General features: G+C 70.6%; 12 protein-coding genes. 8 read left to right on the top strand and 4 right to left on the bottom strand.

Going from position 1 to position 15,555, the window contains the following annotated elements; translation table 11 throughout:
- Nucleotides 1-1,021 (bottom strand): argininosuccinate lyase (gene argH / locus PKA16_RS08935; RefSeq protein ID WP_324402443.1); only part of this gene is annotated, 1,021 nt, incomplete at its 3' end.
- A 110-nt stretch (nucleotides 1,022-1,131) separates the two neighbouring features.
- Here argH and PKA16_RS08940 point away from each other — a divergent pair.
- The 6 genes from PKA16_RS08940 (at nucleotide 1,132) to PKA16_RS08965 (ending at nucleotide 7,390) form a co-directional block, all read left to right on the top strand.
- Nucleotides 1,132-2,190, top strand: a complete 1,059-nt coding sequence (locus PKA16_RS08940; RefSeq protein ID WP_324402445.1) for a histidine kinase — start codon at nucleotides 1,132-1,134, stop codon at nucleotides 2,188-2,190.
- The gene (locus PKA16_RS08945) at nucleotides 2,187-2,933 is read left to right on the top strand and encodes a LytTR family DNA-binding domain-containing protein (RefSeq protein WP_324402447.1); all 747 of its coding nucleotides are present in this window, start codon (nucleotides 2,187-2,189) and stop codon (nucleotides 2,931-2,933) included. The genes PKA16_RS08940 and PKA16_RS08945 overlap by 4 nt, the downstream gene beginning before the upstream one ends.
- 396 nt (nucleotides 2,934-3,329) lie before the next feature.
- Nucleotides 3,330-4,235 carry a hydroxymethylbilane synthase gene (gene hemC / locus PKA16_RS08950; RefSeq protein WP_324402449.1) on the top strand — a complete coding sequence of 302 codons (906 nt, stop codon included), beginning with the start codon at nucleotides 3,330-3,332 and terminating at the stop codon, nucleotides 4,233-4,235.
- Nucleotides 4,236-4,248: 13 nt separating this feature from the next.
- On the top strand, nucleotides 4,249-5,034 hold the full coding sequence (locus PKA16_RS08955) for a uroporphyrinogen-III synthase (RefSeq protein ID WP_324402451.1): 786 nt from the start codon (nucleotides 4,249-4,251) through the stop codon (nucleotides 5,032-5,034).
- Nucleotides 5,031-6,095, top strand: a complete 1,065-nt coding sequence (locus tag PKA16_RS08960) for a uroporphyrinogen-III C-methyltransferase (protein ID WP_324402453.1) — start codon at nucleotides 5,031-5,033, stop codon at nucleotides 6,093-6,095. Before PKA16_RS08955 ends, PKA16_RS08960 begins: the two co-directional genes overlap by 4 nt.
- Before the next feature lie 11 nt (nucleotides 6,096-6,106).
- A complete protein-coding gene (locus PKA16_RS08965; RefSeq protein WP_324402455.1) occupies nucleotides 6,107-7,390 on the top strand; it encodes a heme biosynthesis HemY N-terminal domain-containing protein in 1,284 nt (427 codons plus the stop codon).
- A gap of 94 nt (nucleotides 7,391-7,484) precedes the next feature.
- Here PKA16_RS08965 and ahpF read toward each other — a convergent pair whose 3' ends face one another.
- The 3 genes from ahpF to PKA16_RS08980 all read right to left on the bottom strand — a co-directional run bounded on the left by ahpF (nucleotide 7,485) and on the right by PKA16_RS08980 (nucleotide 13,271).
- On the bottom strand, nucleotides 7,485-9,083 hold the full coding sequence (gene ahpF / locus PKA16_RS08970; RefSeq protein ID WP_324402457.1) for an alkyl hydroperoxide reductase subunit F: 1,599 nt from the start codon (nucleotides 9,081-9,083) through the stop codon (nucleotides 7,485-7,487).
- A gap of 252 nt (nucleotides 9,084-9,335) precedes the next feature.
- Nucleotides 9,336-9,905 carry an alkyl hydroperoxide reductase subunit C gene (gene ahpC / locus PKA16_RS08975; protein WP_324402459.1) on the bottom strand — a complete coding sequence of 190 codons (570 nt, stop codon included), beginning with the start codon at nucleotides 9,903-9,905 and terminating at the stop codon, nucleotides 9,336-9,338.
- 540 nt (nucleotides 9,906-10,445) lie between these two features.
- On the bottom strand, nucleotides 10,446-13,271 hold the full coding sequence (locus tag PKA16_RS08980; protein WP_324402461.1) for an Rne/Rng family ribonuclease: 2,826 nt from the start codon (nucleotides 13,269-13,271) through the stop codon (nucleotides 10,446-10,448).
- Nucleotides 13,272-13,855: 584 nt separating this feature from the next.
- Between PKA16_RS08980 and PKA16_RS08985 the strand changes: the two genes are divergently transcribed.
- Both PKA16_RS08985 and PKA16_RS08990 read left to right on the top strand, forming a co-directional pair.
- The gene (locus tag PKA16_RS08985; RefSeq protein WP_324402510.1) at nucleotides 13,856-14,848 is read left to right on the top strand and encodes an RluA family pseudouridine synthase; all 993 of its coding nucleotides are present in this window, start codon (nucleotides 13,856-13,858) and stop codon (nucleotides 14,846-14,848) included.
- Nucleotides 14,845-15,507, top strand: a complete 663-nt coding sequence (locus PKA16_RS08990; protein WP_324402463.1) for an HAD-IA family hydrolase — start codon at nucleotides 14,845-14,847, stop codon at nucleotides 15,505-15,507. The genes PKA16_RS08985 and PKA16_RS08990 overlap by 4 nt, the downstream gene beginning before the upstream one ends.
- Nucleotides 15,508-15,555: the final 48 nt, after the last annotated feature.

The raw sequence follows: 15,555 nt of genomic DNA on the forward strand, positions 1-15,555 counted from the left end.
CGACGGTGTCGAACAGCGGCTCCTTGTCCTCCTGGTTGTCCTTGTTGTAGGCCAGGGGCTGGCCCTTCATCAGGGTGATCAGGCCCATCAGGTGACCGACCACGCGGCCGGTCTTGCCGCGCGCCAGCTCGGGCACGTCGGGGTTCTTCTTCTGCGGCATGATCGAGCTGCCGGTGGTGAAGCGGTCGGCGATGCGGATGAAGCCGAAGTTCTGGCTCATCCACAGGATCAGCTCTTCACTCAGGCGGCTGATGTGCACCATCACCAGGCTGGCGGCGGCGGCGAACTCGATCGCGAAGTCGCGGTCGCTCACGGCGTCCAGGCTGTTCTGGCAGATGCCTTCCATGCCCAGGGTGCGCGCCACGCGCTCGCGGTCCAGCGGGTAGGTGGTGCCGGCCAGCGCCGCCGCGCCCAGCGGCAGCTGGTTCACGCGCCTGCGCACGTCGCCCATGCGCTGCTCGTCGCGCGCGAACATCTCGACGTAGGCCAGCAGGTGGTGCGCGAAGCTGACCGGCTGGGCCACCTGCAGATGCGTGAAGCCGGGCAGGATGACGTCGATATTCTGCTCCGCCACGTCGACCAGCGCCCCTTGAAGCTGGCGCAGCAGCCCGGTGATGCCGTCGATCTCGCCGCGCAGCCACAGGCGGATGTCGGTGGCGACCTGGTCGTTGCGGCTGCGGCCGGTGTGCAGGCGCTTGCCGGCGTCGCCGACGAGCTGGGTCAGGCGCGCCTCGATGTTCAGGTGCACGTCCTCCAGCGCCAGCTGCCAGTCGAATTCGCCGCGCTCGATCTCGCCGCGGATCTGCGCCAGGCCGCGCTGGATGTCGGCCAGATCCTGCGCGCTGATGATGCCCTGCGCAGCCAGCATGTCGGCGTGCGCGAGGCTGCCGTCGATGTCGGCGTTGGCCAGGCGCTGGTCGAAGAACACGCTGGCGGTGTAGCGCTGCACCAGCTCGCTCATGGGTTCGGAGAACAGGGCCGACCAGGCCTGGGACTTCTTGTCGAGTTGGTTGTCGGACATGCGGGTGTGAACAAGTGGCGGCTGGCGGGGCCAGCGGCCGGCCAGGGCGGCCGGATCGGGCCCGGGGCGGCCCGGGTCGGCCTACACTGGCGCGGGTCTGGATACCGTCCATGCAGGATTCGCAAATTCTATCGGGCTTCGCCGAGCTGACGCAGCCGCCCCGCCCACCGGCGCCGGGCGCGCCGCTGCTGGTGTTCGACGCCTGCGAGGTGGGCGTGATCCTGCGCGCCGTGCTGTATGTCGAGGGGGTGATCGCGGCCGGCCTGATGTATCCGGCGACCTCGCCGACCGACTGGCTGGCGCGCGTGGCACTGCTGACCGGCGGCGCGCTGCCGGCGACGCTGCTGTGGCTGGTCACGGCCTGCGGCCTGAAGCGCTGGCTGGCGCGGCTGCGCTGGCCCTGGCAGATGGCGGCCGGCGTGGCGCTGGGCGCGCTGGCCGGGCTCTACGCCTGCGGCACGCTGGCGCTGCTCGGCCTGCTGGAGGCGCCGCCCTGGCTGGCCAGCGCGAGCACCGGCGCGCTGCTGGCGGCGGGCCTGGTGGCCGGCCTGCTGTGGCGCGCGCGCGGGCGCGTGCCGGCGGCGACGACGGCGCGCCTGGCCGAGCTGCAGGCGCGCATCCGGCCGCACTTCCTGTTCAACACGCTGAACACGGCGATCGCGCTGGTGCGCGAGGAGCCGGCGCAGGCCGAGCTGGTGCTGGAGGACCTGGCCGACCTGTTCCGCCATGCACTGGCCGAGCACGACGACGGCTCCACCGTGGCGCAGGAGATCGAGCTCGCGCGCCGCTACCTGGAGATCGAGCAGCTGCGCTTCGGCGAACGCCTGCGCGTCGAATGGGCGCTCGATCCCGGTGCCAACGCCGCGCGCCTGCCTTCGCTGATCCTGCAGCCGCTGGTGGAGAACGCCATCAAGCATGGCGTCGAGCCCAGCCCCGGGGGCGCCCAGCTGCGCATCTCGACCCAACTGCGCGGCCGCATGGCGCTGATCAAGGTCACCAACACCGTGCCGGCGGGGCAGGGCGAGGCCGGGCTGGGCATCGCCCTGGCCAACGTGCGCGACCGGCTGCGCCTGCTGCACGACCTGCAAGGCAGCTTTCGCACGGCGCTGGTGGACGACATCTACCAGGCGCGCATCGAGGTGCCGCTGCCGGCGAAGGAGGCCGGATGACGCTGCGCGTGCTGATCGTCGACGACGAGCCGCTGGCGCGCAGCCGCCTGCGCACGCTGCTGGGCGACTGCCGTGCGCCCGAGGCACTGGTGGCCGGCGAGGCCGGCAACGCGGCGCAGGCGATGAGCCTGGTCCAGGGCCAGGCGCAGCCCTTCGACGTCGCACTGCTCGACATCCACATGCCCGGTGCCGATGGCGTGCAGCTGGCCGCGGCCTGGCGCGCGCTGCCCGAGGCGCCGCCCGTGGTGTTCGTCACCGCGCATGCCGAGCATGCGGTCAAGGCCTTCGAGATCGAGGCCGTCGACTACCTGACCAAGCCGGTGCGGCTGGAACGCCTGCAGGCGGCGCTGCAGAAGGTCGAGCGCCTGGCGCAGGCGGGACTTACGACGGCGGCCGAGCCCGAGTCCGAATGGCTGCTGATCAGTGAGCGCGGGCGCACCTTGCGCCTGCCGCTGGCCGAGGTGCTGTATTTCAAGGCCGAGCTCAAGTACGTCACGGTGCGCACCACCGAGGCCAGCCACCTGCTCGATGGCAGCCTGGGGCAGCTGGAGGAGCGCCATGGCGAGCGTTTCCTGCGCATCCACCGCAACGCGCTCGTGGCGCGCACCGCGATTCGCGCCCTGGTGCGCCACCAGGATGCCGAGGAGGGCGAGGGCTGGGCGGTGCAGCTGGCCGGCGTGGATGAGGTGCTGGCGGTATCGCGCCGCCAGGTCGCGGCGGTGCGGGCGGCACTGGGGGAATGATCGATGACGAATGGCCTCGCTGGCGCTTCGATGACGGCGGCTGTGCCGACATGACCGCTGGACCCGGCATCGCGCTCCGGTCGTTCATCGTTCAACCTGAATCCGGCAGCCGACCGCTGGTGGACTTGTCCAGGGCTGCATCAACACGGAACCTGGCCGCTGCGATCACGCTCACCGGTTGGCTGAGCGCGCCATGCACCCGCCAGCGCCATCCGCGCCGCGCCATGCGGCGTTGCTCGTCGCGTTCCACACCAGTGCGCGGCCTCCTCGCGTCTGGCCTGGCTCGCCGGGATCGACACTGGCGGGTGCTTCCAACTGCCGGATCCGGGTCGAAGCCGCGCAGCGGCGAAGTCATTCGTCATGGGTCGTCCGTCATTCAGCGGTAGCATCGCCGCCATGTCGCTGAACATCACCATCGCCACCCGCGAAAGCCGCCTGGCCCTGTGGCAGGCCGAGCACGTCAAGTCGCTGCTGGAGCAGCAGGGCCACGCGGTACGCCTGCTGGGCATGACCACGCGCGGCGACCAGATCCTCGACCGCACCCTGTCCAAGGTCGGCGGCAAGGGGCTGTTCGTGAAGGAACTGGAGACGGCGCTGGAGGACGGCCGCGCCGACCTCGCCGTGCACTCGCTCAAGGACGTGCCGATGGAGCTGCCCGAGGGCTTTGTGCTGGCCTGCGTGCCGGCGCGCGAGGACCCGCGCGACGCCTGGGTGTCGTCGCAATACGCGCGCCTGGAGGACCTGCCTGCCGGCGCCGTGGTCGGGACCTCCAGCCTGCGTCGCACGGTGCTGCTGCGTGCGCTCCGGCCCGACCTGCGCATCGAGCCATTGCGCGGCAACCTCGACACGCGGCTGCGCAAGCTGGACGAGGGGCAGTACGCCGGCATCGTGCTGGCGGCCGCGGGGCTGAAGCGCCTGGGCCTGGCGGAGCGCATCCGCCACGTGTTCGATCCGGAACAAATGCTGCCGGCGGCGGGACAGGGCGCGCTGGGCATCGAGACGCGCGCCGAGCGCGACGACCTGCGTACTGCGCTGGCGCCACTCGTCGACCCGGCCACCAGCCTGACCGCCGCTGCCGAGCGCGCCGTCAGCCGTGCCATGGGGGGTAGCTGCTCGATGCCGCTGGCGGCGCACGCCACCCTGCAGGGCACGCACATGGTCCTGTGCGCCGCCTGGGGCGACCCCGACGGTGCGCCGCGGCTGGTGCGCGCAAGGGCTGAGGCGGACGCGGCTGGGGTCGAGGAAGCCGAGGCGCTGGGAGCTCGCGTCGCCGCCGAGCTACGTGCGGGCGGGGCGCATTGAGCAGCCCGCGGCCATGAGCGGTGCGCGCGCCCTGCGCCTGCTGGTGACGCGGCCGGCGCCGGGCGCGTCCGCCTGGATGCGCGAACTCGCCGCCGCGGGCGTATGCGCCGAGGCACTGCCGCTGATCGAGATCGTGGCCGAGCCGATGGCGGGCACCTTGCGCGCGGCGCGCGAGCAGCTGGGTGCCTATGCCGCGGCGATGTTCGTCAGCGGAAATGCGGTGGCCGGTTTCCTGCGATCGGGTGGCGAGCCGGCGCTCGCGGCGATCAGCACGCGGGCCTGGTCCCCCGGGCCGGGCACGACCACGGCGCTGCTGCAGGCCGGCTGGCCGCCCGAGCGCATCGACGCGCCGGCAGCGGATGCCGGGCAGTTCGATTCCGAGGCGCTGTGGACGCGTGTTGCCGCGCAGGTGCAGGCCGGCCGGCGCATGCTGATCGTGCGCGGCGCCGACGCCAGCGGTCGGCTCGCCGGGCGCGAGTGGCTGGCGCAGCAGCTGCAGGCGGCCGGAGCCCTGGTTGAACAGGTGGCCGCGTACCGACGTGCTCCGGCGCGACTGGACGCACTTCAGCAGGCGCGGGCACGGGCAGCAGCCCGCGACGGCAGCTGGTGGCTGTTCAGCAGCCGCGAGTCGGTGGAGAACCTGGCGCAGGCGCTGCCGGGTGTGGACTGGGGTGGCGCGCGCGCCCTGGCGACCCATCCGCGCATCGCCGAGGCCGCGCGCCGCTGGGGTTTTGGTCGTGTCCAGGAGACGCGGCCGGCGCTGCCGGACGTGCTGGCGTCGATAGAATCCCTGGCATGACGCCGGAGCCGCAGTCCGCATCGCCGCCCCCCGTGGCGCCGCAGGGCGGTGCCATCTCACCCGTTGCGCTGGTCGCTCCGCGGGCTCCTGGCCTTGGGCTCTGGCTGGCCTGGGGTCTGGCGGCGCTGGCGCTGGCTCTGGCGGTGCTGCTGTGGCAGAAGGTCTCGGCCATGCAGGAACAGCTGGCACGCCAGAGCTCGGAGGCGGTCAGCCACTCGGTCGAGGCGCGCACGCTGGCGCGCCAGGCCGAAACCGAGGTGCGCGATGCACTGGGCAAGCTGGCGGCGCTCGATGGCCGCGTCACGGACCTGGCTGCCTATCGAGCCCAGATGGAAGAGCTGGTGCGTACCGTGGCGCGTGCGCGCGACGAAAACCTGGCGGCCGACCTTGAGGCCAGCCTGCGCCTGGCGCAAGACCAGGCACAGCTCACCGGCAGTCCACAACCCCTGCTGCTTGCGCTGCGCAGTGCTGACCGACGCCTGGCGCGTGCCGGCGATCCACGCCTGGCACCGGTGGTGCGTGCGGTGGCACGTGACCTGGAGCGCATCCAGAACGCCAGCACGCCGGACACGGCGGGCCTGCTGGCCCGCATCGACCAGTTGCTGCGTGATGTCGACAAGCTGCCGGTAGCCAATGCGGTCGGGCCGGGCCGGGCAGCCGCGCCGCCCGACGAGGAGGCCCCCGAGCGCCCGAGCTGGTGGCGCCGCTGGCTCGGCGCGGTGGCCGACGAGGCGCGCGCGCTGGTGCGCGTGAGCCGCGTCGAGCAGCCAGACGCCAGCATGCTCAGTCCGGAGCAGGCCTTCTTCGTGCGCGAAAATCTCAAGCTGCGGCTGCAAGGCGCGCGCCTGGCGATCCTGGTGCGGCAGTATGACGCGGCGCGCGCCGACCTGTCGGCCGCTTCGCGGGCGCTCGGCACCTGGTTCGACACCGCCTCGCGTCGCACCCAGGCGGCAGCCACCCTGTTGCAGCAGATCCAGGGCGGCACGCGCGCGGCCGAACTGCCGCGACTGGACGACACCCTGGTCGCGCTGGCCAACGCGATGGCGGCGGCCGAGCGCTAGGATCGTCCGCCGTGCGCGCTGCCCTGTGGCTGATCGGCCTGTTCATTGCCGCGGTGACGCTGGCCCTGTTTGCCGGCGACAACGAGGGCACGGTGACGGTGTTCTGGCCCCCGCACCGCGTCGACCTGTCGGTCAACCTGGCGCTGTTGCTGCTGGCTGTCCTGTTCGCCTTCTGGTACGCGGCTCTGCGCGGCTTGGCGGCGCTGGCCGAGCTGCCGCGCCAGGCGCGGCGCTGGCGCGCGCAACAACGCGAGCGCGCCACCCAGATCCTGATGCTGGACGCCCGTGTGCAGCTGGCCGCGGGCCGCTACCTGCGCGCCCGCAAGGCCGCCGAACAGGTGCTGGCGCGCGTGCCGGAACAGCCCGGGCGCGCCGTGGGCGAGACGTCGCCGTCGACCCTGCTGGCGCTGCGCACGCTGGCCCACCTGACTGCTGCGGAAAGCGCCCATGCGTTGCAGGACGAAATCACGCGCAACCAGCACCTGGAAGGAGCACTGGCCAACGCCCGGGCGCCCGGCGAACTGCGCGAGGCCGTGCTGCTGCGCGCGGCGCAATGGGCGCTGAACGAGCGCGATCCGGACGCAGCGCTGGCCCGACTGGCCGAGTTGCCCAGCGGCGCCCAGCGGCGCACCGCAGCGCTGCGCCTGAAGCTGAAGGCGGCGCGCCAGGCAGGACGCCTGGGCGACGCCATGGACACCGCGCGCCTGCTGGCCAAGCACGGGGCGTTCTCGCCCGTGGGCGCAGCCAGCCTGCTGCGCGCACTGGCGGCCGAGCAGATTGCCCGCGCGACCGATGCGGAGCAGCTGCTCCAGATCTGGAATGGGCTGGACGCACGCGAGCGCGCACTGCCCGAACTGGCGCTGGGCGCCGCCGAACACGGGCTGGCGCTGCAGCTCGCACCGGAGCGCGTGCGCGACTGGCTGGTTCCGGCCTGGGACCAGATGCAGGCCGTGCCCGACGCCTGGACGGAGTCGCAGCGCGCGCGCCTGGTGCGCGTGCTTGAACTGGCCATGGCGACGAGCACGCGCGAAGCGTCCGACCAGGATTGGCTCGGCCGCATCGAGACGGCGCAGCAGGCGGCGCCGCGTGACGCACTGCTGCAGTATCTGGCGGGCATGAGCTGCGTGCAGCGCGGCCTGTGGGGCCGCGCCCAGCTGCTGCTGGGCCAGGCCGTACGCACGCTGGACGACGAGCCGCTGCGCCGCAACGCCTGGTGCGCGCTGGCGCGCCTGGCCGAGCAGCGCGGTGACGACGCCGCGGCGGCGCAGGCCTGGCGCGAAGCCGCGCAGGCATGAAAAAGCCCGCTGCAAGAGCGGGCTGCCAGCCGACGATACCGCGGGCGCTTCCTCGTGGAAGCGCCGCGGGATCATCCTTCATGCGTCGTCCCGGTCACGCCGGCGCCAGTTCCGAAGCCTCGGCCGCCTGCGGCGCGGGCGTGCGAATCAGGTAGTCGAACGCCGACAGGGCGGCGGTCGAGCCGGCACCGGCGGCGACCACGATCTGCTTGTAGGGCACGGTGGTGCAGTCGCCCGCGCCGAACACGCCCGGCACGCTGGTGGCGCCGCGCGCATCGACCACGATCTCGCCGAACTTCGTGCGCTCGACCACATCGCCCAGCCACTCGGTGTTGGGGACCAGGCCGATCTGCACGAACACGCCCTCGAGTTCGACGCGGGCGTCGCTGCCGTCGCCGCGGTGGCGGAAGTTCAGGCCGTCCACCTTGCCGCCACTGCCCGTGATCTCGGTGGTCTGGGCGTTGGTGTGCACGCTGACGTTGGGCAGGCTGTGGAGCTTCTTCACCAGCACCGCATCGGCCTTGAGTTCGGGCATGAACTCGAGCACCGTGACGTGCCTGACCACGCCGGCCAGGTCGATCGCGGCCTCGATGCCGGAGTTGCCGCCGCCGATCACGGCCACGTCCTTGCCCTTGAACAGCGGGCCGTCGCAACTCGGGCAGTAGGCCACGCCCTTGGTGCGGTACTCGTCCTCGCCCGGCACCCCGACGTTGCGCCAGCGCGCGCCGGTGGCCAGGATCACGGTGCGGCTGCGCAGTTCGCCGCCGTTGTCCAGCTTCACCGTCACCAGGCTGCCGGGCTGCGCCGCCGGCACCAGCGCGGCCGCGCGCTGGGCGTTCATGACGTCGATCTCGTAGTCGGCCACGTGCACGCCGAGCTGGGCTGCGTATTCGGGGCCGGTGGTGTGCGGCACGCCAGGGTAATTGTCGATGTCCAGCGTGTCGTTGACCTGGCCGCCGAACCGCTCGGCCACGATGCCGGTGCGCAGGCCCTTGCGTGCGGTATAGATGGCGGCCGCGGCACCGGCCGGGCCACCGCCGATGACCAGCACCTCGAACGGTGCCTTTGCGCTGAGCTTCTCGGCGTCGCGCTGCGCGGCGCCGGTGTCGATCTTCTGCAGGATCTCCTCCAGCGTGATGCGACCGCTGTGGAACATCCTGCCCTTTTCGAACACCGCGGGCACGCCCATGATCTCGCGCGCCTCGATCTCCTGCTGGAACATGCCGCCATCGATGATGGTGGTCCGGATGCGCGGGTTGTGGATGCTGATCAGCGACAGTGCCTGCACCACGTCCGGGCAGTTGTGGCAGGACAGGCTCATGTAGACCTCGAAGTCGAGGTCGGTGTCCAGTGCCCGGATCTGCTCCAGCACCTCAGGCTCGACCTTGGGGGGGTGACCACCGGTCCAGAGCAGGGCCAGGATCAGCGAGGTGAACTCATGACCCATCGGGATCGCGGCAAAGCGCAGTTGCGTGCCGCTGCCGGGGCGCGCCAGCGTGAACGAGGGCACGCGCGCGTCCTGGCCGTCGGTGCGCAGCGTGATCTTGTCGGGGCGGATGCCGGCGATTTCCTCGAGCAGCTCGCGCAGCTCGGTCGACCTGGCGTCCTCGCCCAGGGTCGCCACCATCTCGAACGGCTCTTGCACGCGCTCGAGATAGGCGGCGAGTTGTTGCTTGATTTCCTGGTCCAACATGGTGGTGACTCCTTGTCTGATGCCAGCCCGCGCTTTCTGGGCAAGCGCAGGCGGCTGGTTGGGCCGACAAAAAGCCGAACGGCAGGTGCACGCGCCCCTTCGCCGTTCGGCCGTTGATCGGGATGACGAAATGATTTCGCCTTCGGTTTCGATGACGGCACTGGCGCGCCATGATGTTTGTCGTCAGGCGTCCTCGGACGCGTCATCGAAGTGGGGCGAGGTCATCGCGGCGCCGCCAGGCGGCGCGGGTCATCAGATCTTGCCGACCAGATCGATCGAGGGCTTGAGCGTCTTCTCGCCTTCCTTCCACTTGGCCGGGCAGACCTCGTCCGGATGGGCGGCGGTGTAGCGCGCGGCCTTGAGCTTGCGCACCGTTTCGGTCACATCACGCGCGATCTCGTTGGAGTGCACTTCCATGGTCTTGATGGTGCCGCTCGGGTCGATCACGAAGGTGCCGCGCAGCGCCAGGCCTTCCTCGGGGATATGCACGCCGAAGTTGTTGGTGAGCTGGTGCGTCGGGTCGCCGACCAGGTAGAACTTGGCCTTGCCGACGGCGTCGCTGGTCTCGTGCCACACCTTGTGGCTGAAGTGCGTGTCGGTGGTGACGATGTAGACCTCGGCGCCCAGCTTCTGGAACTCGCCGTAGTGGTCGGCGGCGTCCTCGATTTCAGTCGGGCAGTTGAAGGTGAAGGCGGCCGGCATGAAGATCACGACCGACCACTGCTTGCCGTCGGAGAAGTTCTTTTCGGTGACTTCCTCGAACTTGCCATTGTGAAAAGCCTGGGCCTTGAACGGCAGGACCTTGGTGTTGATTAGGGACATATGCGCTCTCCTTGCGTTGATGAAGATACTGGGTCGAGTGATGAAATTATAGTTTTCGTCTATGAAAAAATCTAATTCATTTTCTCTAAACTATGTTTAGACTCCCGCTATCGGCGCGAATCGCCGCCGATGGCGGGAGCATCGGACGGCAGTCGCGTGCGTCATGCCAGGTTGCATGATCCACGATGCATGGTACGGCCTCGCATTCGGATGACGCATGGCCAATGCCTTCGCTGCGCTTCCATCGCGCAACCGGCATGCGTCACGCCGACGCCAGCCGGGTTCAGCGTTGTCCTGATTCCGGCAGTTGGGTGCGCCTGCCGGTGCTGCTTCCGGCGTGCCAGGCAAGGGGGAGCGCCGCGCCCCCAAGGCACCTGAGCGCCTTTGGGCAGCGCGGCGAGCCACGCCGCATGGAACGGCGAGGGTGGTGCCGGCGCACATGGCTCCCTCATCGAACAGCTGAACATGGTCAAGGGAGTCAACGCCAGCGTTCATGCGCCCTTGACGACGTTCACGGGCGGTCGACTGCCGGATTCGGGTTCAATGTTCGAACGGCAGTTGCATCGCGCCCAGATCCTTGCGCGTTTCGACCAGGACCAGTGGACCTTCGTCGAGTTCGATCGGGGCGGGGCGCTCGCGCGGCACATGGATCGGCGCGGGTTCGGCGGCGATGGCGGCCTGGACCGCGGCGGCGCGCTCGGCGTCGGTCTGTACCCACTGCAGGCCCGCGGCGTCCGCGATCTGGCCGAGTTGCTCCACCGGCAGCGCAAACCGATGCGCCCGTGGCAGGGGCGCCGGTTCGGCCAGGGAGGGCGGCGCCACCTCGATCGGCATGGCCACCGGCGCAGGGACCGCGGGCGCGGGCGCAACCGGCTCGGGTTCGGCTGCGACAACCGGCTCCGGTGCGGTCGGCACCTCGGTTTCGACGACCGGCGCAGCGTCGCGGCCACGCGTGAAGTAGGAGCGCGGCGCCGTGGCCGGCTCCGGCGCGCCCTCGGCGGCAGGCTGCGGGGCCGGAGCCTCGGTTTCGGCGACCGGGGCCTGGCTGCGCTCACCGCCATCGCGTCGGCTGCGGCCATTGCGCGAACGGCGCTCGCGTCGCTCCTCCGTGGGTGCGCCCTGCGACTCACCCGTCCCGGCGGCGTCCTGCACCTGCGCGACTGCGTCGCTCGGCACGGCGGCCTCGGCTTCGGCGGGACCGTCGCTGCGTCCGTGGCCGCGGCCGCGCCGGCTCTCGCCGCGCGCCGGGCGTCCCGCCTCGGCGCCGTTGCCGTTGCGTCGGGCTTCGCCGCTGTCGGGCGCGCGGCTCTCTGCAGCGTGGGCTTCCTCGCGGCGCTCGCGGCTTCCGCGTTCGCTGCGTTCGCCACGTTCCACGCGTTCGCCGCGCTCACCGGAGCGGCGGCCGCTGTCGCGCGACTTGCGCGCTTCCCCGCCGGCCGTCTCGGTGGAATCGGCCCGCTCGGCCTGCTCGTCACGGGGGCCGGTTCGACGCTCGCCGCCGCGGCCGCCACGGCCGCCGCGACGCTGGCTGGAGCGCTCACCCGAGCGCTCACCCGAGCGCTCGCTGCGCCGCTCGCGCGGCTTCTCCGTCGCCGTTGCTGCGGGCGCCGCTGCCGGGGCGGGTTCGGGCTGTGGCGGGGCCACGCCGAACAGGTTCTTCAGCCAGCCCATCAGGCCGCCACTGGCGGCCGCTTCGACCGCTGGCGCCGCCGTCGGCGCCGGGACCGGCTCGGCTTCCACCTTGGGCACCGGCAGCGGCGCCGGCTCGTCGCGCAGCACGCCCTTGATGACGGGCTGCTGACGGTTCGTCGGCTCCTGGCTGCGGCGGGTGACGTGGGTCGGGTCCTCGAATTCCTCGGCCAGCTTGTAGCTGGAATCGATGTCGTCCAGGCGGGGGTCGTCGTGCTTCAGGCGCTCGAGCTTGTAGTGTGGCGTCTCCAGCGTCTTGTTGGGCACCAGGGTGACGTTGACACGCTGTTTGAGCTCGATCTTGGCGATCTCGGGGCGCTTCTCGTTGAGCAGGAAGCTGGCCACTTCGACCGGCACCTGCACGCTGACGGCGGCGGTGTTGTCCTTCAACGCCTCTTCCTGGATGATGCGCAGGATCTGCAGGGCGGAGGATTCGGTGTCGCGCACGTGGCCCGAGCCGCCGCAGCGCGGGCAGGGGATGGAAGCGCCTTCGGACAGCGCGGGCTTCAGGCGCTGGCGGCTCATCTCGAGCAGGCCGAACTTGCTGATCGAGCCGAACTGCACGCGCGCGCGGTCCTGGCGCAGCGCGTCGCGCAGGCGGCTTTCCACCTCGCGCCGGTTCTTGCTCTCCTCCATGTCGATGAAGTCGATCACGATCAGGCCACCGAGGTCGCGCAGGCGCATCTGGCGCGCCACCTCGTCGGCGGCCTCGAGGTTGGTGCGCGTGGCGGTTTCCTCGATGTCGCCGCCCTTGATGGCGCGCGCCGAGTTGACGTCGATCGCCACCAGCGCCTCGGCGTGGTCGATCACGATGGCGCCGCCCGAGGGCAGGGTGACGGTGCGCGAGTAGGCCGACTCGATCTGGTGCTCGATCTGGAAGCGCGAGAACAGCGGCGCGTTGTCCCGGTAGCGCTTGACCTTGGCCGCGTGCTCGGGCATCACGTGGCTCATGAACTGGTGTGCCTGCTCGTAGATGTCGTCGGTGTCGATCAGGATGTCGCCGATGTCGCTGTTGAAGTAGTCGCGCATGGCGCGGATCACCAGGTTGCTTTCCTGGTAGATCAGGAAGGCGCCCTTGCCGGCCTTGGCGGCGCCGTCGATCGCGTCCCACAGCTTGAGCAGGTAGTTCAGGTCCCACTGCAGCTCGGGCGCGCTGCGGCCGATGCCGGCGGTGCGGGCGATGATGCTCATGCCCTTGGGATATTCGAGCTGGTCCATGGCCTCCTTCAGCTCGGCCCGGTCCTCGCCCTCGATGCGCCGGCTGACACCGCCGCCGCGCGGGTTGTTGGGCATCAGCACGACGTAGCGGCCGGCCAGCGAGATGAAGGTGGTGAGCGCTGCGCCCTTGTTGCCGCGCTCTTCCTTCTCGACCTGCACCAGCAGGTTCTGGCCTTCCTTGATGACGTCCTGGATCTTGGCCTGGCTGACGGAGACGCCTTCGGGGAAGTATTGCCTGGAGATCTCCTTGAACGGCAGGAAGCCGTGGCGTTCCTCGCCGTAGTCGACGAAGCAGGCCTCGAGCGACGGTTCGACGCGGGTCACCACCGCCTGGTAGATGTTGCCCTTGCGCTGTTCGCGCCCCTCGATCTCGATTTCGTAGTCGAGGAGCTTCTGCCCATCGACAATCGCCAGCCGGCGTTCCTCGGCCTGCGTGGCATTGATCAGCATCCGTTTCATGATGCGTGTTCCTTCATTCAAAAGCAGTCCCCGGCTCCCTGCGGGAACCCCGGATGCCCTGGACGGCGCGTTGAAACGGACGGAATGGCCGGACCGGTGTGGCAGCACACTGGCCGGATGCTGGTCGGCAGGTTCAGCGCCCCCGTTCGGGGGGCCTGGCGTACAGCATGGGGGCGAACGGTGCCAGACACGCGCAGGCTGGTTCGGCACCGGTGGCCAGCGGCGCCATGGGCGCGCGGGCCGGCGTGCGAACGGGCGCTGCGAACACCAGCCGCAGCCAGCGTCCCAGAGCCATCATCCAAGCCAACAGGATCACGTGTGTCTCGCTTCGATCGGGCGCGCCGGCCTGCCTTGCAGCAGCCCGCGCGCCGGGGTATTCCGAGTCGGGTGTTTCTTCGCGTCGACCGTTCCTGCGCTTTTCCGGCGGGGCCACCGGGCATGCGGTGGCGCGCTTTCGCGTGCAGGGGGCATCGACCTTGTCACTGGCGGGCCGCGGCAATCAGGGACTGGAATAGACTTCCCGTTTCCGGGTTGCAGCTTCCAATCCGGATTCAACCACTTGCGGCGACTTGCCAGTGAATCGCATTATAGGTGCCAACGCCGAGGGCGTGGGCCAGCCAGCGCGCCCGGGCGTGGCGATCATTCCGGTCGACGCCGAGAGCAGTGGCCAGCGGCTGGACAACTTCCTGCTGCGCCACTTGAAGGGCGTGCCCAAGACCCACGTCTATCGCATCATCCGCTCCGGCGAGGTGCGCGTGAACCGTGGCCGGGCCGGCGCCGACACGCGCCTGCGGGAGGGCGACCAGGTGCGCGTGCCGCCGGTGCGCGTGGCGCAGCGGCCCGGTGCGTCCGCGGGACCGGCGGCACCGGCGCGCGAGTTCCCGGTGCTGCTGGAGGACGAGGTCCTGATCGCCATCGACAAGCCCGCCGGCGTCGCCGTGCACGGTGGCTCGGGCGTGAGCTTCGGTGTCATCGAGCAGCTGCGGCGCGCGCGCGGCTACCAGCAGCCCGGTGGCGCGCGCTTCCTGGAACTGGTGCACCGGCTCGACCGCGAAACCAGCGGCGTGCTGCTGATCGCCAAGAAGCGCAGTGCGCTCAAGCACCTGCAGGACCAGTTCCGCGCGCGCAGCATCGACAAGACCTATCTCGCGCTGGTGCTGGGCGACTGGCCCGAACGGTTGAAGGTGATCGACCAGCCATTGCACAAATACCTGCAGGAGGACGGCGAGCGGCGCGTGCGCACCGTGGCGCGCGGCGATCCGGACGGCGTGCGCTCGATCAGCCTGGTCCGCGTGCGCCAGCGCCTGCCCGGCTTCACGCTGCTGGAGGTCACCATCCGCACGGGCCGCACGCACCAGATCCGCGTGCACCTGGCGGCGCAGGGACATCCGATCGCGGGCGACGACAAGTACGGCGACTTCGCGCGCAACAAGGCGCTGGCTCGGCAAGGCCTGCGCCGCATGTTCCTGCATGCCTGGCGGTTACAGTTCACCCATCCTACCAGCGGCGAGCGCATCGAACTGCGCGCCGAACTGCCCGCCGATCTGCATCTGCCCATCCCCGTGCCGTCCCCATGAGCCGCCCGCACCAGTTCGATCTGATCTGCCTCGATTGGGATGGCACGCTGTTTGATTCCACCGCCATCATCACGCGTTGCATCCAGCAGGCGGTGGTCGACGTCGGCGGTGCGCGGCCCAGCGACCAGGCCGCGGCCTACGTGATCGGCATGGCACTCACCCCGGCACTGGCCAAGGCGGCGCCCGATGTGGCGCCGGCGAAATACCCGGAGCTGGCGGCGCGCTACCGCTTCCACTACCTGCGCCGCCAGCACGACATCAGCCTGTTCCCGGGCGTGCTGTCTTTGCTGGCCGAACTGCGTGCGCGCCATCACTGGCTGGCGGTGGCCACGGGCAAGAGCCGGCGTGGCCTGGACGAGGTGCTCGCCTCGCGCCAGCTCGCCGGCGTGTTCGACGGATCGCGCACGGCGGACGAGACCGCCGGCAAGCCCGACCCGCGCATGTTGCACGAGCTGATGCGCGAGTTCGGCGCCGAGCCCCGGCGCACCCTGATGATCGGCGACACCACGCACGACCTGCAGATGGCCGTCAACGCCGGCTGTGCCAGCGTCGCCGTCAGCTACGGCGCCCACGAACCCGCCGACTTTGCCGCGCTGGCGCCGGCCTTCGTCGCCCATTCGGTGGCGCAACTGCGCCAGTGGCTGAGCGAGAACGCGTGAAGTGACACACCCCCGTGGCGCCACCTGCCGCGCGATATTGCGCGTTCC

It is taken from the genome of Ottowia sp. (assembly GCF_035325765.1).
Lineage (GTDB): Bacteria > Pseudomonadota > Gammaproteobacteria > Burkholderiales > Burkholderiaceae_C > Ottowia.